This window comes from Mesorhizobium sp. M0659 (genome assembly GCF_040320605.1).
Lineage (GTDB): Bacteria > Pseudomonadota > Alphaproteobacteria > Rhizobiales > Rhizobiaceae > Mesorhizobium.
Window position 1 is genome coordinate 42514 of record NZ_JAMYPY010000006.1, and the last position, 25302, is coordinate 67815.

Consider the following 25302-nt stretch of genomic DNA (forward strand, 5'->3'; position numbering starts at 1 on the left):
ATGGCCGGCGTGCCGTCAGGCTTGCGCATGCCCCGCCTCGTGGCAAGGCATGCGCGAAGCGGTGCCGGATTACTTCTTCTGCGGTCCGTACCAGGAGGCGAGGCCGGCCTGGAGTTCGGTCGCAACCTGCTGCGGCGTGACATCGGACTTGGTGAACATCACCTGCAGCAGGCGCCAGGTCTCGTCGTCGAGCGGCGGCGTGCCGGCGCTCAGCCGATCCAGCGCCAGGCGCGGCGTCAGCTCGGCGCCCTTCTTCAGGTTGGCGAAGTCCTGCGCCAGCTTGTTCTTGTAGGTCACCGGCTTCGAGCTCATGGCAAAGAAACCGGGGGCGGCGTTGACATAGAGTTCCTGGAATTCCGGTCCGGCGACCCAGTCGAGGAAGGTCTTCGCCGCATCCTTGTGCGCGCTCTTGGCGTTGATGCCGATGCCCATGTCGGGCATTTCCTGGAGATAGCGCTTGTCGCCGGCCTTCGGCACCGGCGGACCGAACACGCCGACATTGAGGCCGGTCGAAGTCGCCTGGTTGATGTCCCATGAACCATCGGGAAGGATGGCCGCTTTGCCGAGCGTGAACAATTGCGTCATGTCGGCATAGTTCAGGCTTTCCTGGCCGGATGGCAGGAACGGCTTCCAGGCTGCGAAGGCGGCGATGGCGTCGACGAATTCCGGATCGGTCAGCTTCTTCTTGCCGTCGATCAGGCCAAGCCGACCCTCCTCGCCTTTCCAGTAGGCCGGACCGATCGAGTAGAGGCCGTTATAGGCGAGCTGCCAGGATTCGGCCGAGCCATAGGCGAGCGGCGTGTAGCGGCCGTCCTCCTTGATTGCGGTCAGCACATCGATGAACTCGGCGCTGGTCGTGGGAACCTTGAGACCCAGTTCCTTGAAGATGTCGGCATTGTAGTAGAAGCCGGCGAGCACGGCGGCGACCGGCAAGCAGTAGGTCTTGTCGTCGGCGCCGGTCCAGGCTGCGCGGGACGTCTTGTCGAAGTTTTCCAGGCCCGCCAGGCCGTCAAGCGATTCGAAATAGCCTCGCTTGATCCATTCGCGGTTCACGTCGAACGGCCGGCAGGTGATCAGGTCGCCACCGGCGCCGCCTTCGATCTGCGACTGGACAGCGGCATTGTATTCATTGGTGTTGATCGGCGCGAACTCGACCTTGATGTCGGGGTGCTTGGCCTCGAAGGCCGGCAGGATGGTGTCCTGCCACACCGCAATGTCCTCGGTGCGCCAGCTGTTCAAGGTGATGGTGACCGGGTCGGCATAGGCCATGCCGGTGGAAAACATCGCGCTCAGCGTCGCTGTCAGCGCGATCGATATATGCATCGAACGCATTCGGGGCTCCTCCCTCAACACGGTGCCTCGTGTGGATTCACGAGTTTGCACTGTTGCCTCGGACCATACCTACTGATACATCTTGTGACAAGTGGTATTGTGTTGTCTTTTCCTATCAAGAAGCCTGTTCGCCTCGGGCACAGCCAAATTGATGGCAGGAAATCTGGGAGGATTTGAATGATTGGAGTTGGAATTCTGGGCTCGGGCTTCATCGCCGAGACCTATGCGGACTCTCTACTCGACGTGCGCAATGCCAAACTCGTCGCCTGCTCGTCGCGCAGCTTCGAGCGCGCCACGGCCTTCGCGACGAAGTGGGGACCCAAGGTTACCGCGCACAGGGATATCGACGCGCTATGCGCCGATCCTAAAGTCGAGCTGGTGGTGATCGCGCTGCCCAACGAAATCCATCTCGAAGCCGTCAGGACAGCAGCGAAACACGGCAAGGCCGTGATCTGCACCAAGCCGCTGGCGCGCACCGGCAAGGAGGCGCAGGACATCCTCGACATCGTCCAGCGCGCCGGCATCTGGCACGGCTATGCCGAATGCGCGGTCTTCTCCCCCAACATCGCCAAGGCCCACCAGATGGTCCAGGCCGGCGGCATCGGCGATCTCTTGACCATGCGCGCCCGCGAAGCGCATTCCGGCCCGCACGCACCGCATTTCTGGAATGCCGAGCTTGCCGGCGGCGGCGCTTTGCTCGACATGGGCTGCCACACCGTCGAAAGCGCCCGTCACTTCTTCGGCAAGGACAATGCGATCACCGAGGTGTTCGCGTGGGGCGCGACGCTCGTCCACGGTGATAAGACAACTGGGGAAGATACCGCCATCGCACTGTTGAAATTCGCCGGCGGCCAGCTCGCCACGATCGAATCGTCGTGGATCGAAAAAGGCGGCATGCAGTTGCGCCACGAACTGGTCGGCTCGGCCGGACGCATCGTCACCGACACTTCGGTCGGACCGGTCTGGGGTTTTATCGAGAAGCCGGTGGGCTATCTCGTCGAAAAGGCCGATTCCGAAACCGGCTGGGTCTACCCGGTGCCCGAGGAAACCCGTGCCTATGGTTTTTCGCAACAGATGCGCCATTTCGTCGACCATTTCGCGGCCGGGACGACGCCGCTGGAAACCTTCGAGGACGGCGTTATCGTCAACCACATAATTGACGCCTGCTACCGTTCGATGCGAACGGGCATGTGGGAAAGGATCAAGGGGTGACCACGATGGAGGGCTCGCCACTGCAGTCGGACGGACCCGAACCACTCTGGCGGCAGGCCGCCGATGCGATCCTGCAGGAGATCGCCTCAGGCAAGCTTGCCTCTGGCGCGCGCCTGCCAGCCGAGCGCGACCTGTTTACACGCATGTCGATATCGAGGGTCACCTTGCGCCGGGCCTTGCAGAGCCTGGTCGAGGAAGGCGTGCTAACGCCCTCGCACGGGCGCGGCTGGTATGTCTCGACCAAGGTGCCGAAGGAATTTCCCAACACGCTGGAATCCTTCAGCGAGACCGCCAGGCGCCTTGGCCTGACGCCCTCCTCCGACGTGTTGCGCGCCGAGCATGCGCCGGCCTCGCTGGACGAGGCCGAGGAGCTGTCGATCGCGCCGGGTGCTGCCCTTTTCCACCTCGAGCGCATCCGCCGCCTCGACCAGGTCCCGGTCGCCGTCGACACCTCGTTCTTTGCCGCGAGCCTCGTTCCGGATCTCAGCCACATCGACTTTAGCAATGCCTCGCTGTTCGGCCTGCTGATCGATGCCGGCGTCGACCTGGCGCACGCCGAAACCACGATCGAGGCGCATGATGCCGATGCTGTTCTGGCGCGGCACCTCGACATCGATGTCGGCAAATCCACTTTGGTGATGCGCCAGCTCATTGTCGACACCGCCGGCCGGCCGCTGCTCTCCTCGACGATCCGCTACGCCGGCGATCGCTACCGCCTGCGCACATCATTTTCGCGCACAGGGCGGGCCTCGGGCCGCAGTCCCTGAACAGTGGCCTCGTTGCCTGGTTCCTCTTGAGCCGACGCGACGGCGCAGACCACCGCGACCGTCGCCCATGCTGTGGCAGAGGGCCGCCTGGTCAGAGCGAGGGTCGTCGATCAGGGTGCCCGTTTTCTGCGGGCGATGTCGTCAACGAGATCAATCCGATCGCGGTCGCATTCGGGCCGCGCCATCGCGGCAACCGACATGCACAATTATCTATCCGACGCCGACAGAAATTGAACGCGTAATTTTGGCCGAACGTTTCTGCTGGTCGTCAAAGGCGAGGCCATTAGTGGGCCGGGCATGCCGTTACGTCCCGATCAAGGAACCTTTCCGATGCTTCATCCTTTTCCACGTGCGATTCACATTTCTGTGAAGGGCAGCCGCTGCAACATTCGCACCAACGGAGAGATGCGTACCAGCGCCTGCACCTCCTCGACCGATCTCGGCCGTAGGATGGCAAGCGCCGTGGCCCGATAGTCGTCCGTCCAGTCATGCAGGTAACGCTCGGCCTCCAGCGCCGATCCGTCGATGAACCCTGCGGCATCGAGAGCCCCGCGAAGGGCTTCAATCGCGGCGCCAGTGGCGATTGGTAGCGCGGCGGGTGACATCAGCCGAAATAGCGCACGCGGATCGCGTCGATGGCGACGGCGATAAAGATCATGAAGCCGCCGATCATGCCGACATAGAAGGACGGCACGGAGATGATGGCGAGGCCGACCTGGATGACGGTGAGCAGCAGCACGCCGCCCAGCACTCCGATAATGTTGCCGCGCCCGCCAAACACGCTTACGCCGCCGATTATCGGCGCGGCGATGGCGTAAAGCAGGTAGCTGGATCCCTGGTTGGAGGTGATGGCCATCTGCCAGGAGGCGAGCAGAAAGCCCGCGATCCCGGCGAGGAAACCAGCGATGGTAAAGGTGATGATTTTGATCCGGTCGACGCGGATGCCGGCCGAATTCGAGGCGACGGGATTGCCGCCCACCGCATAGATGCTGCGGCCGAGCACGGTGTTGCGCAGCAGCACGGCCATGGCGACGAGCGCCGTGATGAAGACGACCGGCATGATGGGCCAGCCGCCGCCGATGGCGGCCTGGCCGATCCACACATAGGCGTCCGGCAGGTTGGTGATGGTGCGGCCCTGGGTCAGCGCCAGAAGACCGCCCTGCAGGATGATCATCATCGACAGGGTCTGGATGAGCGAGACCATCTTGAGCTTGGTGATGCACAGGCCATTGAAGAAGCCGATCAAGGTGGCGACCGCGATCCCCACCGGCATCGCCAGCGGCCACGGCAGGCCGAGATCGGAATAGGCCATGGCGCCGATCGCCGAGGAGAAGCCGAGGTTCGCCGGAAGCGAAAGATCAATCTCGGCGACCAGCAGCGGAAGCGCAACCGCAAGCCCGATCATGCCCAGCACGGTGGCCTGTACCATGATGTTTTGCAGGTTGAAGGTGGTAAAGAAGAACTCGTTGAACAGGCCGAAGATCACAACCAGCGCGATCAGCCAGATCCACACGACGTTGTGCAGCACCCAGCCCAGCACCGACTTCCCGCCTTGCCGCGGAGCGGAGGGCGTGGTCGGCGAAGCAGCGGCTGCGGTCGTTTGGCTCATGGTGTCTTTCCTTGTCCGGTGGCTGTCATCCATCCGCCCGCTCTTTGGTTCCCTGGCGCAGGCGCTCGCTGGAGATCGCCTCGCCTGAAAATTCTTGGCGGATCGCGCCGTCCTCGAACACGCAGACCCGGTCGACGGCGCGCACGATCTCGTCCGTATCGGTCGAGACGATGATGACGGACACGCCGCTGCGGGCGAGCTCGTCGATGATGCGCAGCACGTCCTGCTTGACGCCTATGTCGATGCCGCGCGTCGGCTCGTCGAGAATGAGCAAGCGCGGCTTCGTGGCCAGCACACGGCCAAGACAGACTTTCTGCTGGTTGCCACCGCTCAGCGTGTGGACCACCGCCGCGGGGCTCGCGGCCTTGATACCCATGGCACGGAAGTAGCGGTCCGAGAGCAGCTTCTCAGCCTCGGACCGCAGGAAACCGGCGCGCGCGACGACCGAGAGCGACGACAGCGAGATGTTCTCCCCGATCGTCATCTGCGCCACGAGACCATCGCGATGCCGGTCGTCGGAGAGAAAGGCGATGCCCATGTCGAAGGCGTCACGCGGGGTGGCGGGCAGCGGACGCGGCGTTTCCGTCCCGAACGCAATGGTTCCGGACTGGGTGGGCGCGAGCCCGAAGATCGCGCGCGCCAGTTCCTTGGCGCCTGCTCCCGGCAGTCCGGTGAAGCCGACGATTTCGCCGGCACGCAGGTCGAACGCCTTGACGCTGATCGCGCCGCTGGACACATCGCGCAGTCGAACCGCAGGCTCCTCGGCCGCGAATGTGCGGCGTTCGCGCTGAAACAGCACCAGTCCCCGGCCAAGCACCAACTCCGAAAGCTGCTCGGACGTCAGGCTGCCGACATCCTCCATACCGCCGGCCAGCGCCCCGTCGCGCAGCACCGAGCAGGCGTCGCAGATTTCGAGGATCTCGTCATTGTAGTGCGAGATGAAGATGAAGGTGACGCCCTGCGCCTTCAGATCGCGCATGAAGGTGAAGAGATGGTCGCGGTCCTCGACCGTAAGGGCGGCGGTCGGCTCGTCGAGGATGATCACCTTGCCGCCGCTGAACATGGCGCGCAGGATGTTGAGCTTGCGGCGGGCAACCGCGTCCAGCCTGCCAGCCATCACCTGCGGATCGATGCCCGTGCCCTCCAGCATGCGCGAAGCATCGGCCTTGAGCTTGCGCCAGTTCACGAAACCGATCCTGCTCGGCCAAATGCCTAGCATCAGGTTTTCCGCCGCCGTTATATGATCGATGATCATCGGCTCCTGGGTGACCAGGAACACGCCGGCTTTCTCCATCTCCTTCACGTCGACATTCTCGATTGGCCGGCCGTCGAGATAGATGGTGCCGCTGGATGGCACGCGTTGACCGGAGATCAGTCCAACCAATGTGGACTTGCCGGCACCGTTCTCACCCAAGAGCCCATGGATCATGCCGCGCCGGATAGCGAGCGACACGTCGCGCAGCGCGAGGGTTGAACCGTAGCGCTTGCTGAGGTTCTCGACCCTGAAGATAAACGGGTCCTCGCCGGGCTGTCTGGCGGAATCGGCTGTCAATACGAACTCCCGATCGGTCGGGCTGCTATCATGCGGAGCGATCCCTCACGCCACAAGTGCCACGCCGGCAGGAACCGGCGTGGCACGGGGAGGACGCCTTTGCGCAGTTGATCAAGTGTAGGGAATGCCCCATTCCTTTTCGGAGATCGCACCCCAGTGACGCGCGTCGCCGGAATTGGACCCGTCGATGACGAAAGGCGGGATGATGAGCGTCGGGCCAGTCGCGCCGGCGACGATCTCACCCTTCTCCCAAAAGTATTTCTTGTTCTCATAGGTGCCGATCGGAACGGCTTCGCTCTTGAGGGAGTGCTTGACGAGCATCTCGACCGCAATTTCGCCGTAGGCGATCGGGTCCTGCGACACGCAGGCGTCCATGAAGCCATCCTGGATCCACTTCAGCGCCACCGGCTCGCCGTCGATGTTGATGAAGATGACGTGACCGTCTTCGCCGACCTTCTTCCAGCGACTTTTTTGCTGAAGCGCGGTGACGATGCCGCGCGAGGGCGAGTCCGACGGCGCATGGACAGCATCGAGATCGGGGAATTCGGAGAGCGTCGAAAGGGTTACGGCCAGCATCTGATCGAGCTGTCCCTCGGTCGGACGCGCCAGATACTTGATGTCCGGATATTTCGCGAATTCCTCGTCCATGCCTTCCTTGCGCAGACGCCAGGCCACACTCTGGAGTGCGCCGAAGCAGTTGAGCACGGTGCCCTTCGGGCTGCCATGCCTCTCGGTCAAGCGCTTGATGATCTCTTGCGCGGCCATGACGCCGCCGAGCTTGTTGTCGAAGCTGACGGTGATCGCCACGTCGCCGCCATCGGACGGGGTGTCGATGATCGCGACAGGAATCTTCTTTTGGTTGTAGCGGCGGATCGCCGAGACGATCGCCTGGCTGTCGATCGGATCCGATACGATCGCCAAAGGCTGGTTCAGCATGAGGCTCTGCCACTGCTCGAGCTGACGCGTATTGTCGAAGCTGGCGTTGGTCGCCTGGAACTTCATCTTGTTCGCCCCGACGGCCCTCTTCACCGCCTCCTCCTGGATGACGAAGAAGTAGTAGTCGAGGCTCTTGTTGCTAAACGGGATGAAGCCTGCATCCTGCGCCCAGGCCGGCCTACCCACAAGCGCGCTCGCGCCCATAGCCACGCCGAGTGCGCCGCCCGCTTTTAGCAAGCCGCGCCGCGTCAGTCCGTTCAATCGACCCATCTATTTTCCTCCCAAGATGTGATTTATCTAGCAATACTAGCTTTTCGAGCTCAATACAAGAGGCAAGCTTGCCCTATCTTGGAGATTTCCGATCATTGAGCTTGGCTTCAAGGGTTCCGGAAATCCATAAAAACCCAAGTATTTCATATTGTTAGGTCAATTGCCAAAATGATACAGACCTCTGCGTGGTCGATCGCGCCCGATCCGACGCTTGTCGATGGCATTGATCAAAATATAGGCTTCACTACGCGACACGCATCACAATGTCGGTCGTACCATCGAGGCGGCCGACAACCATTCCTCGCGACTCGCGCGTGAACAGGCCGTTCTCCACCACGCCGGGAATGCGGTTCAATTCCGTCTCCAGCCTGGCCGGCGACGGGATGGCACCGCAGCGGCAATCAAGGATGAAGTTGCCACTGTCGGTCACGACCGGCTGGCCGTCGCGCATGCGACGCTCGATGACCGCATTCTTGATGCGGTGGTCGGTTAGCGCCTCAGCAACCATTCGCTCTGTCTGCTTCCAGGCAAACTGCACGACCTCCACCGGCAACGGAAAGCCGCCGAGCCGCTGCACGATCTTGGACTCATCGCAGATGGTGATCATGCGCTTGGACGCATGGGCAATAATCTTCTCCCACAGGAGGCAGGCCCCGCCGCCCTTGATCATGTTGAATTCGTGATCGATCTCGTCCGGACCGTCGATCGTCAGGTCGAGCTCGCCGATCTCGTTGGGATCGGTAAGCGCAATGCCGACCTGGCGGGCAACGTCATTGGTGGATCGCGAGGTGGTCGTACAGGTGAGTTTCAGGCCGTTCGCGACATGTTTGCCTAGCTCGCGAACGAAGAAATGCGAGGTCGTCCCGGAGCCGAGGCCGAGCTTCATGCCGTCCCTGACGAACTCCTCGATCACACGGCGTCCCGCCGCCTTCTTGGCTTCGTCCTGTGCGCTCATTGTCGTCTCTCTTTCGTCGGCTCGCATGCTGGTGTCGTTCAGATCTTGTCCGTCTGCCAGGAATCGAGAGCCGGCAACTGATCAGGGAACTCGCTGCCGCTCGTCATGGCGATCGCCGTCACCAGCATGTTGACGACGAGGTGGTGGTTGAGACGCGACGCCAGCGGCGTCATGATCTCGGTCCGATCGTAAGGCAGCACCGCAATCAGCACGTCCGATACGTGCGCGAGCGGGCTCCCCGCGGCGGTGACCGACAGCACGCGCGCTCCCTTGGCGCGAGACGCCGTCGCAACGTCGACCATCTGCTTGGTGTGCCCCGACTGGGAAAAGATCAGCGCGACCTCGTTCGGTCGCGAGGTCTCCGCATGCAGCCATTGCTTCTTGCGCCCGATGAGGGCCGCGCAACGCATACCGAGGCGCTGGAACTTGTGCTCGGCGTCGAGCGCCGTGATCTCGGAAATTCCGCTGGCATAGATGCCGACCCACGAAACGGCAGACAGCAGTTTCGCGCCCGCTTCGACTTCGCCGGGATTGAGGTCTTCCAGCAGCCGCTGAATGGCGTTTAGCGAGTTGCGCGCCGTTTTCCGCACGACGTTCTGGATCGAGTCGCCTGGAACGATCTGCTCGTAGGCGAAGGGCGCCGAGGGCACCAGGCTCTGGGCGAGGTTGAGCTTGAAGTCCTGGTAGCCCTGGAAGCCGAAGCGCCGGCAGAAGCGCATGATGGTCGGATCGCTTACCGCGCACTCCTCTGAAAGGCGCGCCATGCTCATGTGGATGACGTCGCTCGGATTGGCGCTGACGAAGCGGGCCACCCTGAGCTCTGCCGAGCCCATCTCCCCGCTCTCCTGCACGATGCGTTGCAACAAGCTCATCGCCGCTGGCCTCCCTACCTGCCCTGAACAGAATTGCTTGCCAGATCGATCAGGCGGTCAAGGCGCCAATCGGATTCCACGGCGACCTCTCCGCCGCATCCCCAGGAAACGGCATAGAACGGCACGCGAGCCGCGGTGGCGGTCGCCTGATCGACGGCGGTGTCGCCGACATATGCCCAGGCGTCACCAATGATGCCCATGCGCTCGGCGACCGCGAGCAGATGGCTCGGGTGCGGCTTGCATGCGGGCGCCGCATCCGCGCCCACGACCGCCTCGAACAGCGGCGCGACGCCAAGGATTTCTAGCACCTTCAGCGAAAGCCCTTGCGGCTTGTTGGTGCAGATGCCGAGGCGCACGCCCGCACCATGGAGTGCCTCCAGATCCTCGCGGACATGTGGATAGAACAGCGTGCGTTCGGCAGGCTCTTGGTTGTAGTTGTCGAGATACTCTTTCACCGCCTCGTCCACCGTCGCATCGTCGCTCGGCAGGCCGAGGGCCACGAGCATGTCGAGCAGCAATCTGCGCGGCCCAAAACCGATGAACTTCTCGACGAAGGCGACGCTCTGTGTGGGCCAGGCGCGACGTTCCAGCACCTTGTTTACGGCGGCGGCGATGTCGGGCGCGCTGTCGATAAGCGTGCCGTCAAGGTCGAAGACAAGCGCCTTGTAGCTGTCCTTGCGTGGGCTCATGCGACGCCGTCCTTCCGCCATCAACGGTCAAGTCCAGCCTTGCCGATCGCGGCAAAGCTTGGAGCCAGCGCGCCATAGAGGCCGCCATAAATCTCGAAGGCCTTGCGGAGCAGTTCGCCCGCGGCCTGATCCGCTGTCTCGCGGGTGACCGGACGACACACTCGTGCCGCCTCGATTGCGCTCGGCCAGACGCCCACCCCGACCCCCGCAATCAGAGCCGCACCAAAGGCGCCGCCTTCCGCCGCCCCTTCCGTCGTCACCACGTCGCAGCCAAAGAGATCCGCCTGCATCTGCCGCCACAACGCCGAGCGTGCGCCGCCGCCTGAGGCCTTGATCACGGCACGGCCGATGTCGACCCCCTTCATCAGCGCATAGATGTCGAACAGCGAATGAGTCACGCCTTCCATGACGCTGCGGGCCATGTCCGCCGCGCCGTGGCGTGCTGTCAGCCCGACAAAGCCGCCACGCGCGGAGGGGTCGGGATGCGGACAGCGCTCACCATTGAGATAGGGCAGGAAAAGGAGGCCTCGCGACCCGGCCGGCGCGCCGGCCGCAATCGCTACCATCCGCTCGGCGGACGGTGTATCGCCGCCCGCGAAACCGCCGAGCAACGCCCGGAGCCACTCGATCGCGCCGCCGGCGTTGAGCGAAACGCCCATGCAGTGCCATTTGTCCGGCGCCACGTTGCAGAAGACCTGCAACCGGCCGTCGGGATTGGCCACCGGCTCGTCGAGCGCCGCCGCGAGGATGCCGGCCGTGCCGATGGTGGTCTGCAGCTCACCCGGCGCGATGACCCCCGAGCCGATCGTCTGGATGACGCTGTCCCCGCCACCACCGGCCACCGGCGTGCCGGCCGGCAGCCCGAACAGCGCCGCGCCAGACTTGCTGACACGCCCGCTGACGACATGCGACTCATGGCACGGCGGCAGGAGCGTCGGGTCGAGCCCGAGCAGACCGAGCAGGCCGGTTGCCCAGACACGCTTGCGCGTGTCGAACAGGCCGGTGCCCGATGCATCCGAAACCTCGGTCGCGAGTTCTCCTGTGAGCACCAGACGGAGATAGTCCTTGGGATTCAGGACGTGACGCAGCCGGCCGAACAGCTCCGGCTCGTGGTTGCGCATCCACAGGATCTTGCCGCCGGTATAGCCCACCAACATCCGGTTGTTGGTGCGCGCCAGCAATCCCTCGAGCCCGCCCGCCCGGTCATTGATCTCGTCGCACTCGGCCCCGTTGCGCTGGTCGTTCCACAGGATCGCCGGACGCAGAACCTTGTGCGCCGCATCGAGTGGGGTCAGGCCGTGCATCTGACCGGAAAGACCGACGGCTGCGATCTCGACATCGGGCTTTTGCGCAAGGATGCCAGCGACGGCAACCCGCGCGCCCTCGACCCAGAGCCGCGGATCCTGTTCCGTCCAGCCGGGATGCGGGTGCGAAAGCCCATAGATCTCGGCGCAGCTTGCCAGCACCATGCCGTCTGCGTCGATGAGCAGCGCCTTGCAGCCGGACGTGCCGATGTCGATGCCGAGGAGAGCCTGTGTCACCGCGCTCACCTCCCCTTCGGCTCGTCGTAGCGGATGCGGACATGCTTGAAGTTGAGGTATTCGAGCATACCTTCGCGGCCGTGCTCATAGCCGACGCCGCTCTGCTTGCGGCCGCCATAGGGCGCGTTCATGATGCCGGCGTCGACATTGTTGACGGCAACGTTGCCGTAGTCGAGCCGGCTCGAAAGATAACGGATCTCGTCCATGTCCTTGGCATAGACGTAGGCGGCGAGACCGAAGGGCGTGTCGTTGGCGAGTTCCACCGCCTCGTCAAGCCCATCAAAGGCCATCACGCCGACGAGCGGCCCGAAGGTCTCCTCCGTCATCACCTTCATTTCGTGCGTGCATCCGGCAACCACGGTCGGGCGGAAGAAATAGCCGCGGGCGAAGACGTCACCCTCCGGCGCACTGCCGCCGGCGATGAGCTTCGCGCCCTTGGCAAGCGCGTCGGCGAGATGGTCCTTCGTCTTGTTGAGCGGCTCGACGGAAGCCATCGCACCGACATCGGCATCGGGGTTCTCGATGCCATTGCCTATGACCAGCTTGTCTGCCGCCTCTCCGAGGCGAGCCACGAACACGTCAGCGATCAGCCGCGCGACATAGATGCGATTGATGGCGATGCAGATCTGGCCCATGTTGCGGAACGAGCGGCGGACCGCGCCCTTCACCGCTGCATCGAGATCGGCCGAAGAGGTGACGATGAGGGGACAGTTTCCGCCGAGTTCCAGCGACAGTCGCTTGACGGTGGGACATGACTGCTGGATGTGGAGGCCCACTGCGCTGGAACCGGTGAAGGCGATCTTGTCCACACCAGGATGCTCCACAAGCGCCTGACCGACCTTGGACCCGGAACCAGTGACGACATTGACGACGCCGGCGGGAATGTTGGCCCTCGTGACCATGCTGGCGATGGCAAGCGCCGTAAACGGCGTCAGTTCGGCCGGTTTGATGACGATGGTGCAGCCTGCGGCGAGCGCCCCGCACAGTTTCCAGCCGATCAGCTCCGCCGGGTAGTTCCAGGGCGTGATGGCGCCGACCACGCCGATCGGCTCGCGCATGACGAGGCTGTCGATGTCGGTCGTGCTGTTCGGGACGATCTCGCCATGGATGCGCACCGCCTCTTCCGCGTAGAAATGGCAGGCTTCGGCAAGCTTCAGGATTTCGCCCCCGGCCTCGTTGAGCGGCTTGCCCTGCTCGAGCGTCATGATGCGGGCCAGGACGTTGGCCTCGCCGGAGATGGTGTCGCCCAGACGATGAAGAGCCTTCGAACGCTCGATTGGAGCGACGCGCGACCAGCTCTTGAAGGCCTTCCGGGCGGCCGCGACAGCCAGATCGACCTCGGCCGGCGTCGCGGCGGCGATATGGGCGAGCACTTCGCCCGTCGCGGGATTCTCAACCGCAATACGGGCACCCTCGCCCGCCTTCCAGGCACCGTCTATGAAAAGCTTCTCGGCAAGTTCCGTTATCAAGGACGGCTTCCTCTACCTGCCCCGCGCCTCCGGGGTCTGATCCACCGATCCTCATAAACTAGATTTACTAGTTGGCGCAACCTCTTCCCCGCTGCAGCTGCAGCCAATCACCAGATGTTGTCCTTCTGCATCTAAGCCTTTGCTTTTCATAAGTGAACCAGCTACCTTTCGGACGATTGGTCAGGATTTCATTGCGTTTTCGGTTCTACGACCGCTTTGCAGAGGACCATGGCCATAACGGCGTCAGGGCAAAATGGTAGTTCTACTACTATAAGCGGGAACGCGGAGGACGAACATGAAGGAACCCATGTCGTACATATCCAAATTCCATCTTTCGGATCGAATCGCGCTGGTAACGGTAACGGTAACGGTAACGGGAGCGGGCAAGGGCATTGGTGAGGCCTGTGCGATGGCGTTGGCGGAAGCCGGAGCCCATGTCCATGTCACCGACATCGACGGCACGCGCGCAAGGGCGGTTGCCAGCAAGCTAGCGGGCCGCGGCCTGAAGGCCGACGCGCATGAACTGGACGTCACAACGAGCGAGGCCCTCGGCACGCTCGCCCACTCCCTGCCGCCCTTCGATTTCCTGGCTGCCAACGCGGGTATCGTCTCCAACATCGGCCGAGGATTTGACGGACGAAGAATGGGACCGGATCATCGGCGTCAACCTGACTGGCGTCTTCAAGTGCTGCCGCACCTTCGGGCGCAGGATGCTCCCAGGCCGGCCGCGGCTCGATCATCAACATTGGCTCGATGTCGGCGGACATCGTCAACACGCCACAGCCGCAATGCCACTACAACGCCTCCAAGGCCGGCGTGCATCACCTGACGCGATCGCTGGCAGTCGAATGGGCGCAGCGTGGCGTGCGCGTGAACGCCGTGGCGCCCACCTATATCGGGACGCCGTTGCTCGCAAACCTACAGCAGAGCAAGGACATGATCGATCGCTGGATCGACCTCACGCCCATGAAGCGGATGGGTAGGCCGGACGAGATCGCGTCGGTCGTTCTCTTCCTGGCGTCCGACGCCTCGAGCCTGATGACCGGGAGCATCGTCAGCGCCGACGCGGGGTACACCTCGATCTGAACCTTGGGAGAACGTTCATGCCGATAGCACTGGTCTCGAAAGGCAGCGGGAACTCGCCCTTTCGCAACATCGAACTCGACCAGACGATGGGCGAGAACGACGTTCGCATCCGCGTGGAAGTCGTTGGCATTTGCGGCTCTGACGTCCACTACTACATGCATGGGCGAATAGGACCATTCGTGGTGACCGAACCCATGGTGCTCGGCCATGAAGGGGCCGGGAGAGTGGTCGCCAAGGGCGCCGGGGTGACGGAACTCGCGGTCGGCGACCGGGTCTGTGTGGAGCCCGGCATTCCGGACTTCTCCTCGCCGGCAGCAAGCTCGGCTTATACAATCTCGACTCGAAGCTGACCTTCTGGGCGACACCACCGGTCCACGGCTGCCTGACGCCGGAGGTCGTTCATCCCGCGGCGCTCACCTTCAAGCTGCCCAGCAATGTCAGCATGGCCGAAGGTGCTATGGTCGAACCGCTGGCGGTCGGCGTTCAGGCTGCGGCAAAGGCTCGCATTCAGCCGAGCGACCAGGCGCTGGTGCTGGGCGCCGGCCCGATCGGCATTCTGGTTGCGCTGACGGCGCTCGCCGGAGGCTGCGCGGGTATGATGATCGTGGACCCACAGGAGGCCAAGCTGCCCATCGCCGAAACCTATAGCGGCATCAAGGCAATACGCGCTGCGAACGGCACGCTGGCAGAGAAGGTGCAGAGGGCAACGGGCGATTGGGGCGTGGATGTCGTCTTCGAATGCTCCGGTGCGGGCGCCGCTTATCACGGCATCGCAGATTTCTTGCGCCCCGGCGGCGCGCTCGTGCTGGTGGGCATGCCGGCCAGGACCGTCGAGGTCGACATCGTGGCATTGCAGGTCAAGGAAATCCGCGTCGAGACGGTATTTCGCTACGCAAACATCTACGATCGCGCGATCGCCATGATCTCCGGCGGGAAGATCGACGTGAAGCCGCTGATTGCCGCGACATTCAATTCGAAGACAGCGTAGCGGCCTTCATCCGCGCGGCCGAAGGTCGCCCGACGGACGTCAAACTGCAGATCCTCGTCTGAGAACTGTCGGGCACACGGCGCTGGTCTGCGAAGTAGTTAAGCGGTGTTTGCCTCGACCGGCTCGTCCGAGCCTCGGCCTAGGCTTGCGATCTTGGTTGGCGGCCCATCCAATTTCTATCCGGCTCTAGGACTACGCACTATGCTCGAGCCCTTCCATCGTCGCGTAACTGATCCCATTCATTTCCGTATGGTCGCGTGATTGAGAATTCGGGAGCGTTGTGGTGCCTGATAGATCGTACTGTCAGGCGGATCGCCCCAGAGCGCTACCCTCTGCGAGCGGCACGGTAGCGATAGCTGACTATACGGATGGAGAACTCGATAGATAGGGTCTTTTGTTGATAAAGGCCGCGTATGATTTCGCACTGCTCTTTTCCGACCCCAACTCTACGTATCGCTGACGGATGCCTGTCGCAACCATTCCACGAAATCCGATACTTTGCGCCGGGCATCCGCGCGCGCGGGGTAGAGCGCGTAGTAGCCGTAGCCGCTTTCCACGGTGCGTTCGAAAGGCGCCACAAGGTCGCCGGCATCAAGGTCCTGCCGGGCGAAATTTAGATCGCCCATGGTGATGCCGTAACCGCTGGCGGCGGCGGTCATGGCGAAATCCTGGGTGTCAAAAACCTGGTTTCGCATCGGCTGCAGCGAATAGGCCCCTTCCGCCTGCAGCCACAGCGCCCAGTCGCTGTGGCGCGCATTCGAATGCAGCAGAACGCAACTGTTCAGCTTTTCCACGCGCGGCGGATCGCCGAGCCTCGGCAGCATCTGCGGCGAGCACATCGGCGTCAGCCTTTCGTCAAGCAACTTTAGCACATCCATGCCGGGCCACTGCCCGTTGCCATAGGTGATAAGCATATCGATGTCGCCGACGGAGAAATTCGGACGCACGAACCAGGCCGTGTCGATGTTGATGTTCAGATCGTCATATTGGCGGTGAAGATCGGTCAGCCGCGGCAGGAACCATTTGCGGGCCAGCGTCGGCGGCATGCGCACGGTCAGCGAACGCACCTTGGTGCGCGTCGCCTCGAACGAACTTTTCAACGAGGCAAGCAGGCTGTTGACCACAGGGAACAGTGCCATGCCGCGCTCGGTCAGGGCCACCTTGCGCGTGTGGCGTTCGAACAGGCTGCAGCCAAAATAATGCTCGAGCTGCTGGACCTGCCGGCTGATGGCGCTCTGGCTGAGATTGAGTTCGGCCGCCGCCGCCGTGAAGCTTCCGGTTTCCGCCACGACGGAAAAAGTCTGCAGCGTCTGCAAAGGCGGCAACCTGTTCTGGCTAGACCTTGGTTCCATCGCTCAGCCTCACATCAATTGCCGTCCTGTTGGGGCACTCTGGCATGAAAGCAGCAGCCGGCCTAAGGCCAAGTCCGGCTGCTACCCCAGAAGCTCTCTTATTTCAGCGATGGCCCGCCTGACCTGCTCGGGGGCGGTGCCACCCTTATGGCTGCGGCTGGCGACTGAACCCTCGACCGTCAGCACGTCAAACACCTCCGGCCCGATCGCCGATGCGATGGCCTGCATGTCCGCCAGGGGCATCTGCGCCAAGGTTGCAAGGCCGCGATCGCGGGCCAGCCCCACAATGGCGGCCACGGCATGGTGGGCGTCCCGAAAGGGCACGCCGGCGCGCACCAGATAATCAGCCAGGTCGGTCGCTGTCGAATGGCCCTTGTCGGCGGCCGCCAACATTTTGTCCTTGCGCGCCTTGATCGTCGCAATCATCTGCGCGGTGACGGTAACCGCCGCGCGAACCGTCTCGAATGTATCGGTCAGCGGTGGCTTGGACTCCTGCTGATCCTTGTTGAAGGCCAGCGGCTGGCTTTTCATCAAGGTGATGGCAACCGCGAGATTGCCGATGACGCGCGCCGCCTTGCCGCGCACCAATTCGGCCAGATCTGGATTGCGTTTCTGCGGCATGATCGACGATCCCGTACAGAACTGATCGCCGACTTCGATGAAATCGAACATTGGTGTGCACCACAGGATCACTTCCTCGCTGAAGCGCGACAGATGTCCCATGACGACCGCCCCGGCGTTGCAGATATCGATGACATAGTCGCGGTCCGACACGGTATCCATCGAATTGCGGAAAGCTGCCGCGAAGCCGAGTTGGGCCGCGCTATAGTCGGGATCAATGGGATATCCGCTGCCGGCCAGTGCCGCGGCACCGAGTGGACAGACATTAAGGCGCTCACGTGCCTGAATCACGCGCTCGAGATCGCGCAGGAACATCTCGACATAGGCCATGAGATGATGGCCAAACGTCACTGGCTGGGCAACCTGGAGGTGGGTGAAGCCGGGCATTATGGTTTCGGCATGGAGTTCGGCAAGATCGGTGAAGGCGCCTATCAGCACCCTCAACTCGCCAGCCAGAGCATCGAGTTCGGCACGCGCGTAAAGACGGATGTCGGTCGCCACCTGGTCGTTGCGCGAGCGGGCCGTGTGCAGCTTCTTGCCGGCATCGCCGACCAGCACCGTTAGCCGGCTCTCGACATTCATATGGACGTCTTCGAGCTCCTTTTTCCATGCGAACGTGCCAGACCGCATCTCCTCAGCGATCTGGTTGAGGCCGGCCTGGATATCCACATTTTCGCGCTCAGTGAGGATGCCGGCGCGCGCCAGCATGGCGGCATGCACCTGCGATCCCGCCACATCGTAAAGGGCGATGCGCTTGTCCTGGTCCAGGCACTCATGGAAATCGCGGAAATCCGTCGATACCGCCTCCTTAAAGAGAGGCGACCATGTCGATGCGTTTTGGTTCATCGTCTCTGTCTCACGCTTTGGAGTTGGATCATCCCGGCTTTTGCAGCAGGGGCAGCAATTGGCGCGCATCGCCATAGCCGTCGAGGTCAAGGACGATGTCACGGATGGCAGCAACCCTGGTGGCGGGCAGGACGGCGCCCGCTAGGTCGCTATATTTGGCGATAACCTGCGCGTCGCTCAGAGGATTGAGCGGACCGCCGAGCGGAAACTCCACCGTCGCGTGATGGCGTTGCCCGTCCTTGGTCACGATGGCGATCGAGGGCTCGTCCTCATCCTTCATCGCGGTGTCGACGCGAACGGAGATGCGGTCCAGCCAATCGGCGATACCTGGGTCGGACCACGCCTTCGTCTCCAACTCAGCCAGGAAAACCTTGCCGTAGCGGAGCCGTGCAGCGAGGGCATAGGGCAGGCTCATCTGGGCCTGCGCCCGTGACTGGATCACCGTGCCGCCGCACATGCCGAACTGGAAGCGGCTCATATCGGCCTCGACGGAAGCGACATCGGATGCGTTCAACCCGTGCCGGGTGAAGATCAGGTCGATCGCGTCGATGGCCGCGTGCGTGCCACGGCAGGTGGCGTAAGGCTTGATCGAGCAGCGGTTCATCCGCCAGTTCTGACCGAATTCCGAAACCAGTGCCGAGGCGTCAGCCTTTCCAGCGCAGAATGTCGCGAAGAAGCTGCCCCACACCGCCGGCTGGAACACCGCGTCGGGCCCCTCAAACCCTTGCGCGGCTAGATGGGCGGCGATAACACCGCCTTCGGCCGCACGCCCCGGATGCAGCTTCTTTGCCGGGCTGCCGTTCCTAATGAATGCCCAGTTACCGCCGGCATAGGAACAGGCCGTGCCCAGCGCCGATGCCATTTTCGGCGCATCGAATTCCAGCAGCATGCCGGCGGCGGCCGCAGCGGCGAAAGGGCCGCAGGTGCCGGTCGAATGCCAGCCGAGATCATTGTGCACCTCATAGCCGCCGGCGGCCTCCAGCACGCGCCGGCCGACTTCGTAGCCGATGAGAACGCTGCGCAGCAGGTTGCGGCCGGAAACCGGCCGTGCCATCTCGCCCAGCACGGCAAGCGCCGCCGGCAGCACCACCGCGCCCGAATGATCGCAGCCGCCGCTATCGTCCAGTTCGAAAGCATGCGCCGAAACGCCGTTGACAAAGGCTGCCGTGCGCGCGTCGGTGCGGACGCACGATCCCCAGATCGCGGCACGTCCTTGCCCTTCGCCAAGACCGAGCGCCGCCATCGTCATTCTGGTTTCACTGGAGGCCGAGCCCGCAAGGGCAACGCCCAGCGTATCAAGAATATGCAGCTTTGCCTTGTGCACGGTCGCGTCGGAAAAGTCCTCGAACACCGTCGCGCAAATCTTCGCGGCCAGCTGCCCGGCCATACCAGCACTCATCTCGAACGCTCCTGGCGGTAGGCGGCATAGACGTTGATCGGATGCTGCGTCGGGGTCGGTACCGCATTGGCGGCGTGCCACGCGGCAATCTCCGCGCCGGTGGCGACCCAGACATCGTCGAAGCCGCCGATATGGCGCAGCAGTGCTTCCAGAATGTGGATGCGCCCCGGCGTGCCCGTCCATTCCGGCCGCAGCTGCAGGACATAGCAGAGGCCAAACTTGCGATAGGCATCGAACTCGGCGATCCAGTTACCGAGCACCCCGTCATAGGCGGGAATGCGGCCCTGCCCCTTTGGGAAGGCTGGGGTGAAGTTGAACTGGAAATAGGGCCGATCCTCGAGCTCGATATGCACCGGAATCTCGGTCAATCCCGATGCGTGCGGATAGGGCACATCGTCGCCATTGAGGGAGGCCGACCAGCTGTAGCCGGCCCCTTGCAGCATCGCGTCGAAGCCGTGCGGCCAGTTTCCCGCCGGCAACCGGAACCCGTTCGGCAGGCGGCCGGACAAATCGCCCAGCACGTCACGCGACCGTTGCAGAAGCTCGAGCGCTTCAGTCTCCGGCAGCGCGTCATAGCGCTCGAAGCCCCAGCCATGGCTTTCGATATCGTGGGCTGCACCAGCGACGGCGCGTACCAGATCGGCATGGTTCGACGCCACGCTGCCCGGCACGAACCAGCTGGCGCGAACATTGGCGGCGACAAAGGCCTCGCACAGGCGCTCGACACCGCGCGCCCCGCCATATTTCCACACCGAAAAGCTCTTGCTGCGCTCGAGCAGAGCCGGCTCCTGCGCAGCCGCATCCATACCGTCGTCGAAGATGACGGAGATCATCACCGCGCAGCTTTTTCCCTGGGGCCAGGCGAAAGGTGCCCTCGTCATGGCGTCTGCTCCAGCCCGGCTCCGTGACGGTCGATCCACCATTGGGCGACGTCCTGGCACTTGACGGTCCAAACGGCGTCGCCATGCTCGCGGATGCGCCGAAAAAGCCCTTCAAGAATGCCGAGGCGTCCCGGCTTGGCGCAGACTTTCGGGTGCAGGATGGTGGTCCAGCACAATCCTTCCCGGTTGTAGCCCTCGAATTCGGCGCACCAGTTGCGCTCGACGGCGCGGTAGTCGGAAATCCGGTCGAGGCCGATGGGGAAGTCCGGCTCTTCGGTGTAGGCGAGCGCGGTATAGTCATCGATATCCCAGCGCGCCGGGATCTCGACCAGGCCGGGGCCAGGCCCCTGTGCCGGATGGAAATAGGGCCGGTCGTCGCCGCGCATCGAACTGGAATAGATGACGCCGAAAGCGCTGAGCAGCGCTGCCGTCTCCTCGCTCCAGTCGCCGGACGGCGTGCGGAACCCCACCGGGGTCACACCGAGGCGTTCCTGGAAAATGGCGCGCGACCGCTCCATGATCTCGAGCTGCTCTTGCGGCGAGCAATCGATGAAAACCTCATGGCGATGGCCGTGATAGGCGATCTCGCAGCCTTCGCACAGGATCCTCGCGCAGATGTCGGTCCAGTGCAGGACCACCCAGGTCGGCACGAAAAAGGTAGCCTTGAGTTCATAGGCGGCAAGCAGGTCGAGCAGCCTGGGCAAGGCGCGCCACGGGCCATAGGCGCCTTGGGTGAAATAGCGCGGGTTGGACAGGAGCGAGCCGTCGAGCATGGCGTCGCCGGTCGGGCCATCGACATCGAAGGCGAGCGCGACGGCGGATTGCCGGCCTTGCGGCCAGACCGGCCGGGTTTGCTGGAAGAGGGTAGGCATTGGCATTGCACGGCTCTGTTGGGCGCTGCCGAGCCCGGGCTGTCCGCGGGCTCGGCGTTGGCAGTAAGCAGGGGTTGCCGCGAAAGCCGACAGCTTCCGCCAACTGGTCTTTTCGGGCAGTAAGCTTTCAGCGTTTCGAGAGACGTCTGGGCGCCGAGGGGCGCTTACTTCACGCCGTTGATGACGGCCTTCGGCACCGCGTTGTGGACCAGGCCCCACTTCTTGAGGATTTCCCCATAGATGCCGTCCTTGATGACTTCGTCGAAGGCGTCGGCGACGGCGTCGCGAAGGGCGGTGTTATCCTTCTTGAAGCCCATGCCGAACGTGTCGTTGCTGAGCAGCGGATCGCCGACGAGAATGAACGTGTCCGGTTCGAGCTTCATCTGGTAGGCGATGGTTTCGATGCCCTGGACTACGGCATCATAGCGGCCCTGCTTCATGCCGAGGCGCGCCGCGTTCGAATCGGCCGTGCCTTCGAACTTGATCGCCGGCTTGCCCCTGGCTTCGCAATTGGCCGCGCTCCAGTCCCTGACATTGTCGCCGAAGCTGGTGCTGCGGCTGCCGGCAACGGTCTTGCCGCACAGGTCCACCGTCTGCTTGTACTGTTCCGCATTGGCCTTGGTGGTGAACAGGATCGGCCCGCTGGTGATGTAGTCGACGAAATCCATGCTGGCCTGGCGTTTTACATTGTCACTCATGCCCGAAATGATCATGTCGGCGCGGCCGGTCTGCAGGCCGCTCTGCAGCTCCTGGAATGCGGAGGTGACGAACACGGTGGTGAGATTGAGCTTCTTGGCGACGGCGTTGGCGAGGTCGACGTCGAAGCCGTCGATCGTGCCGCTGTCGGGATTGACGAACTCCATAGGCGGATAGATCGGGTTGGTCAGGATGCGGATTTCACCGTCGGTGATCAGGTTGAGCTTCGTTTCAGCGGACGCGGCGCTGGCCGTGAGCAAGGCGATCGCCGAGACGATCAGATGGGTGATTTTCATTGATGTTCTCCTCATTGGGTTTCTTGATTTGAAGGGGCCTAGAGCACCGCGGAGATGAAGTTGCGGACTCTCGGGCTTTTCGGGTTTTCGAAGATCTCGGCGGCGGTGCCAGCCTCGACGATGCTGCCCGCATCCATGAACAGCACGCGGTCAGCCACCTCGCGGCAGAAGCCGATTTCGTGGGTGACGACGATCATCGTCGTGCCGGAAGCGGCGAGCTCCTTCATGACGCCGAGAACCTCGCCGACCAGTTCGGGGTCGAGCGCCGAGGTCGGTTCGTCGAACAACATCGCCTTGGGCTTCATCGCCAGCGCCCGGGCGATGGCGACGCGCTGCTGCTGGCCGCCGGAAAGCTCGCTTGGATAGGCGTCGGCCTTGTCGGCAAGTCCGACGCGCTGCAGCAATGTCCGCGCCTCGGCGAGGCAATCTTGCAAGGGCCGCTTTTGCACGCCGACCGGCCCCTCGACGATGTTGCGCAGCACGGTCAGGTGCGGAAACAGATGGAAGCGCTGGAACACCATGCCGACCGATTGCCGCTGCCGCGCGATCTCGCTGTCGGCGAGCGGATAGAGACGGTTGCCGTCGCGGCGGTAGCCGATGATCTCGCCATCGACGGCGACATAGCCCGCATCGATGGTTTCGAGCTGGTTGATGCAGCGGAGGAAGGTGCTCTTGCCCGATCCCGAAGGGCCGATGATGCAGACCACCTCGCCCTTCATGATCTCGAACTCGATGTCGCGCAGCACATGGAAAGTGCCGAAATATTTTTGCAGGCCTTTGGCGGTGATGATCGCTTCCATCACGCCGCCTCCGCAATGACTGGCTGCGCGGCTTGCGTCTGGTTGCGGCGGCCCCAGCCCTTGGAAAAATGCCGTTCGATGTAGATCTGGCCGATGCTGAGCACAGTAACGACGACCATGTACCAGGCGGCGGCCACGATCAGCAGTTCGATGACGCGCGAATTGACGTAGTAGATGTCCTCGACGCTTCTCAGCACCTCGGAATACTGGATGACGCTGGCGAGCGAGGTCAGCTTGACCATGCCGATCGTCTCGTTGCCGATCGGCGGCACGATCACCCGCATCGCCTGTGGCAGGACGATCTTCATCATCGCCCGCAGCTTGGTCATGCCGATCGATTGAGCAGCCTCCATCTGGCCCTTGTCGATGGAGAGTATACCGGCGCGCACCACTTCCGCCGTGTAGGCGCCCTGCTGGATGCCGAGCCCGAGGAAAGCGGCGACGAAGGGCGTCATCACATCGACGGTGCGCACGGAGAACAGCCCGAAGAAACCGATCGTCGGGAAGATCAGTGCGAGATTGAACCACAACAGCAGCTGAAGCAGCGCCGGCGTGCCGCGGAACAGCCAGACATAGCCGACCGCTATGCTGCGCAGCACCGGATTGACGGACATGCGCATGATGGCGGCGACGACGCCGAGGAGAATGCCGAGCGTCATGGCGAAGAACGTCATGACGATGGTGTTGACAACCCCCCTCATTACCGATTTCGAGAACAGGTTCTCGGCGACGTAGTTCCAGCCGATATCGCCGTTCCAGAAGGCGCGCAGCAGAAGCAGCAGCAAGACAATGCAGACGGCGGCCATGATCTTTGTGCCGATCTGGCGGCGAGGCACGATGACGAGGCTGCCTGGATCGGCAAGCACGGAAGTGTCCATCTCATTCCCCTGAGCTCTTTTCGAGCTTCAATTTATGTCAGGGGCCAGCTTATGGGTGTTTAAGGAATGCCAACAAACGAATTATGGACATGCGATTTATGATGGAAACGCATCAATGCATAACGCCAGCCTTGCGGTCGGACGAGCCGATTTGCGCAGCTGCGCGCAACTTTTCCTCGCGGCGCGGCGAGTGCTCGAGCGCGTGACCATGGGGGCCCTCATAAAATGCCCCGCTGCCAGTCGCAAAGGATATCGGAGCGGATCAGTGGTCTATGCCTTTTCGGTTTCGCGGTCGGCATCGGTGACTGGGTCAAAGCCCACGGCGAGCTTGTTTGAAACGGCGCCCGGCAGTCGGAATCGTGGCAAGGTTTCACGGGCGGCAACAGCCGCCACGCTGCGAAAAAAGTCGGGTAAGTTGTCGGAACTTTGCATGCTTTCAAACCGCCTTGAGCCAATCCGGCCATTTCCGATCACTCATGACGAAACGCGCGCGCATGTGCTTCCAGAAGCCGTATTTGAAGAAATCGAAATCAAGGCGCGACACCTGGTTCTGGACCATGGCCCACGTTGACCACTTGAGATCGACGAGCGCCTTGAAGAGCGAGATGCGCGCCAAAATGGCAGCGTCGGCACGACCGTAATATTCCTCAATAAGCTCCCTCTCGACGTCAGGGGGAAAGCACATTTCGCTGAACCAGAGTGCAAGCTCTGCAGCCCGATCGTTGGTCGACGCATATTCGAAATCGACAAGCAAGACGCGATGGTCTGGGTGCAGCAGGAAATTACCGGCAAGGGTGTCATTCATACAGGGCGCCAGGTCGAGACCTGCTGCTTCCAGCGCACTCCGCGCTTCGCGATAGCGCGCATTCAGCCAGGCAAAATCGTTGGGGAACTCGCCGCCCAACGCCAGGACCTGCTGAAAGTGCTCGTCAATCATGTCGAACGTGGTCTTTTGTTCCGAAAGTGGGGTGCTGTCATTGAATGCCTTCAGAGCGCGGAGACTGTTCTGCCGAACAACCGGATTGAGAAAGTCGACGTTGGTCGCTGTCTTGAGCCCCTCGACGAACTCGCTGACCTCGACGCCAGTCTCGGGGAAGAAATGGAGGATGCGAGCGCCGACACCTGCCGAGTGCGCTTTGCGGCCGGCCTCGTTCGCTGTGTTGCGATCGATGAACATTTGCGTTCCCTCGCCCGGGATCTTCACGAAGAACCGATGGGGAGCGCCAGCGACTTCGACGCGCCAGTTCGGATTGCTGATGCCGCCAAGAACCGGCTCATACGAAATCTCGCGGCCTCGCCAATCCTGCACGGCCGCGATGGCGCTCTCGATCGCCAGTTCAGCCACGGAGTTGCCTTCACCAAACCTGCGACGCATCGATCGCT

22 protein-coding genes and 2 pseudogenes are annotated in these 25302 nt (G+C 62.7%); 4 read left to right on the forward strand and 20 right to left on the reverse strand.

The genetic code is table 11. From position 1 onward, the window contains the following. Positions 1–69: 69 nt before the first annotated feature. Positions 70–1332 (reverse strand): ABC transporter substrate-binding protein, encoded by a 1263-nt coding sequence (locus NKI31_RS11840; protein ID WP_352651575.1) that lies wholly within the window; start codon positions 1330–1332, stop codon positions 70–72. Positions 1333–1509: 177 nt separating this feature from the next. Between NKI31_RS11840 and NKI31_RS11845 the strand changes: the two genes are divergently transcribed. Continuing rightward, entirely contained in the window at positions 1510–2544 is a 1035-nt protein-coding gene (locus tag NKI31_RS11845) for a Gfo/Idh/MocA family protein (RefSeq protein ID WP_352651576.1), read from the forward strand. Positions 2545–2549: 5 nt separating this feature from the next. Next, positions 2550–3311 (forward strand): GntR family transcriptional regulator, encoded by a 762-nt coding sequence (locus NKI31_RS11850; protein WP_352651778.1) that lies wholly within the window; start codon positions 2550–2552, stop codon positions 3309–3311. Positions 3312–3667: 356 nt separating this feature from the next. On the opposite strand, the gene NKI31_RS11855 is transcribed toward NKI31_RS11850, so the two are convergent. From NKI31_RS11855 to NKI31_RS11895, 9 genes are all read right to left on the reverse strand, one after another. Then, entirely contained in the window at positions 3668–3916 is a 249-nt protein-coding gene (locus tag NKI31_RS11855) for a hypothetical protein (RefSeq protein ID WP_352651577.1), read from the reverse strand. Next, positions 3916–4920: an ABC transporter permease gene (locus NKI31_RS11860; protein ID WP_352651578.1), complete on the reverse strand. Its 1005-nt coding sequence runs from the start codon at positions 4918–4920 to the stop codon at positions 3916–3918. The genes NKI31_RS11855 and NKI31_RS11860 overlap by 1 nt, the downstream gene beginning before the upstream one ends. Positions 4921–4945: 25 nt before the next feature. Beyond that, on the reverse strand, positions 4946–6472 hold the full coding sequence (locus tag NKI31_RS11865; protein WP_352651579.1) for a sugar ABC transporter ATP-binding protein: 1527 nt from the start codon (positions 6470–6472) through the stop codon (positions 4946–4948). A 111-nt stretch (positions 6473–6583) separates the two neighbouring features. Further along, complete coding sequence (locus tag NKI31_RS11870) at positions 6584–7678, reverse strand: substrate-binding domain-containing protein (RefSeq protein ID WP_352651580.1); 1095 nt, start codon at positions 7676–7678, stop codon at positions 6584–6586. 244 nt (positions 7679–7922) lie between these two features. Then, positions 7923–8633, reverse strand: a complete 711-nt coding sequence (gene rpiA, locus NKI31_RS11875) for a ribose-5-phosphate isomerase RpiA (RefSeq protein ID WP_352651581.1) — start codon at positions 8631–8633, stop codon at positions 7923–7925. Between the two features lie 38 nt (positions 8634–8671). Then, positions 8672–9505, reverse strand: a complete 834-nt coding sequence (locus tag NKI31_RS11880; RefSeq protein WP_352651582.1) for a MurR/RpiR family transcriptional regulator — start codon at positions 9503–9505, stop codon at positions 8672–8674. Between the two features lie 14 nt (positions 9506–9519). Then, positions 9520–10215 carry an HAD family hydrolase gene (locus NKI31_RS11885; protein WP_352651583.1) on the reverse strand — a complete coding sequence of 232 codons (696 nt, stop codon included), beginning with the start codon at positions 10213–10215 and terminating at the stop codon, positions 9520–9522. Beyond that, complete coding sequence (gene xylB, locus NKI31_RS11890; RefSeq protein ID WP_352651584.1) at positions 10215–11735, reverse strand: xylulokinase; 1521 nt, start codon at positions 11733–11735, stop codon at positions 10215–10217. Before xylB ends, NKI31_RS11885 begins: the two co-directional genes overlap by 1 nt. Before the next feature lie 5 nt (positions 11736–11740). Continuing rightward, positions 11741–13204: an aldehyde dehydrogenase family protein gene (locus NKI31_RS11895; RefSeq protein ID WP_352651585.1), complete on the reverse strand. Its 1464-nt coding sequence runs from the start codon at positions 13202–13204 to the stop codon at positions 11741–11743. Positions 13205–13511: 307 nt separating this feature from the next. Between NKI31_RS11895 and NKI31_RS11900 the strand changes: the two are divergent. Both NKI31_RS11900 and NKI31_RS11905 read left to right on the forward strand, forming a co-directional pair. Next, positions 13512–14290: pseudogene (locus NKI31_RS11900) on the forward strand (SDR family NAD(P)-dependent oxidoreductase). 17 nt (positions 14291–14307) lie between these two features. After that, a pseudogene (locus tag NKI31_RS11905) lies at positions 14308–15340 on the forward strand (NAD(P)-dependent alcohol dehydrogenase). A 384-nt stretch (positions 15341–15724) separates the two neighbouring features. On the opposite strand, the gene NKI31_RS11910 reads toward NKI31_RS11905, so the two are convergent. The 10 genes from NKI31_RS11910 to NKI31_RS11955 form a co-directional block, all read right to left on the reverse strand. Next, positions 15725–16630, reverse strand: a complete 906-nt coding sequence (locus tag NKI31_RS11910; protein WP_352651586.1) for a LysR substrate-binding domain-containing protein — start codon at positions 16628–16630, stop codon at positions 15725–15727. An 81-nt stretch (positions 16631–16711) separates the two neighbouring features. After that, positions 16712–18097 carry an argininosuccinate lyase gene (gene argH / locus NKI31_RS11915; RefSeq protein WP_352651587.1) on the reverse strand — a complete coding sequence of 462 codons (1386 nt, stop codon included), beginning with the start codon at positions 18095–18097 and terminating at the stop codon, positions 16712–16714. A gap of 28 nt (positions 18098–18125) precedes the next feature. Further along, the gene (locus NKI31_RS11920) at positions 18126–19496 is read right to left on the reverse strand and encodes an MmgE/PrpD family protein (RefSeq protein WP_352651588.1); all 1371 of its coding nucleotides are present in this window, start codon (positions 19494–19496) and stop codon (positions 18126–18128) included. Further along, entirely contained in the window at positions 19493–20377 is an 885-nt protein-coding gene (locus NKI31_RS11925) for a polysaccharide deacetylase family protein (protein ID WP_352651589.1), read from the reverse strand. The genes NKI31_RS11920 and NKI31_RS11925 overlap by 4 nt, the downstream gene beginning before the upstream one ends. Further along, complete coding sequence (locus NKI31_RS11930; protein WP_352651590.1) at positions 20374–21255, reverse strand: polysaccharide deacetylase family protein; 882 nt, start codon at positions 21253–21255, stop codon at positions 20374–20376. The genes NKI31_RS11925 and NKI31_RS11930 overlap by 4 nt, the downstream gene beginning before the upstream one ends. Before the next feature lie 158 nt (positions 21256–21413). Beyond that, positions 21414–22241, reverse strand: coding sequence for an ABC transporter substrate-binding protein (locus NKI31_RS11935; protein WP_352651591.1), 828 nt, complete (start codon positions 22239–22241; stop codon positions 21414–21416). A gap of 38 nt (positions 22242–22279) precedes the next feature. Beyond that, entirely contained in the window at positions 22280–23041 is a 762-nt protein-coding gene (locus NKI31_RS11940; protein ID WP_352651592.1) for an amino acid ABC transporter ATP-binding protein, read from the reverse strand. Beyond that, positions 23041–23919, reverse strand: coding sequence for an amino acid ABC transporter permease (locus tag NKI31_RS11945; protein ID WP_352651593.1), 879 nt, complete (start codon positions 23917–23919; stop codon positions 23041–23043). Before NKI31_RS11945 ends, NKI31_RS11940 begins: the two co-directional genes overlap by 1 nt. Before the next feature lie 270 nt (positions 23920–24189). Further along, complete coding sequence (locus NKI31_RS11950) at positions 24190–24351, reverse strand: hypothetical protein (protein WP_352651786.1); 162 nt, start codon at positions 24349–24351, stop codon at positions 24190–24192. Between the two features lie 4 nt (positions 24352–24355). Continuing rightward, positions 24356–25294: a phosphotransferase gene (locus NKI31_RS11955; protein ID WP_352651594.1), complete on the reverse strand. Its 939-nt coding sequence runs from the start codon at positions 25292–25294 to the stop codon at positions 24356–24358. Positions 25295–25302: the final 8 nt, after the last annotated feature.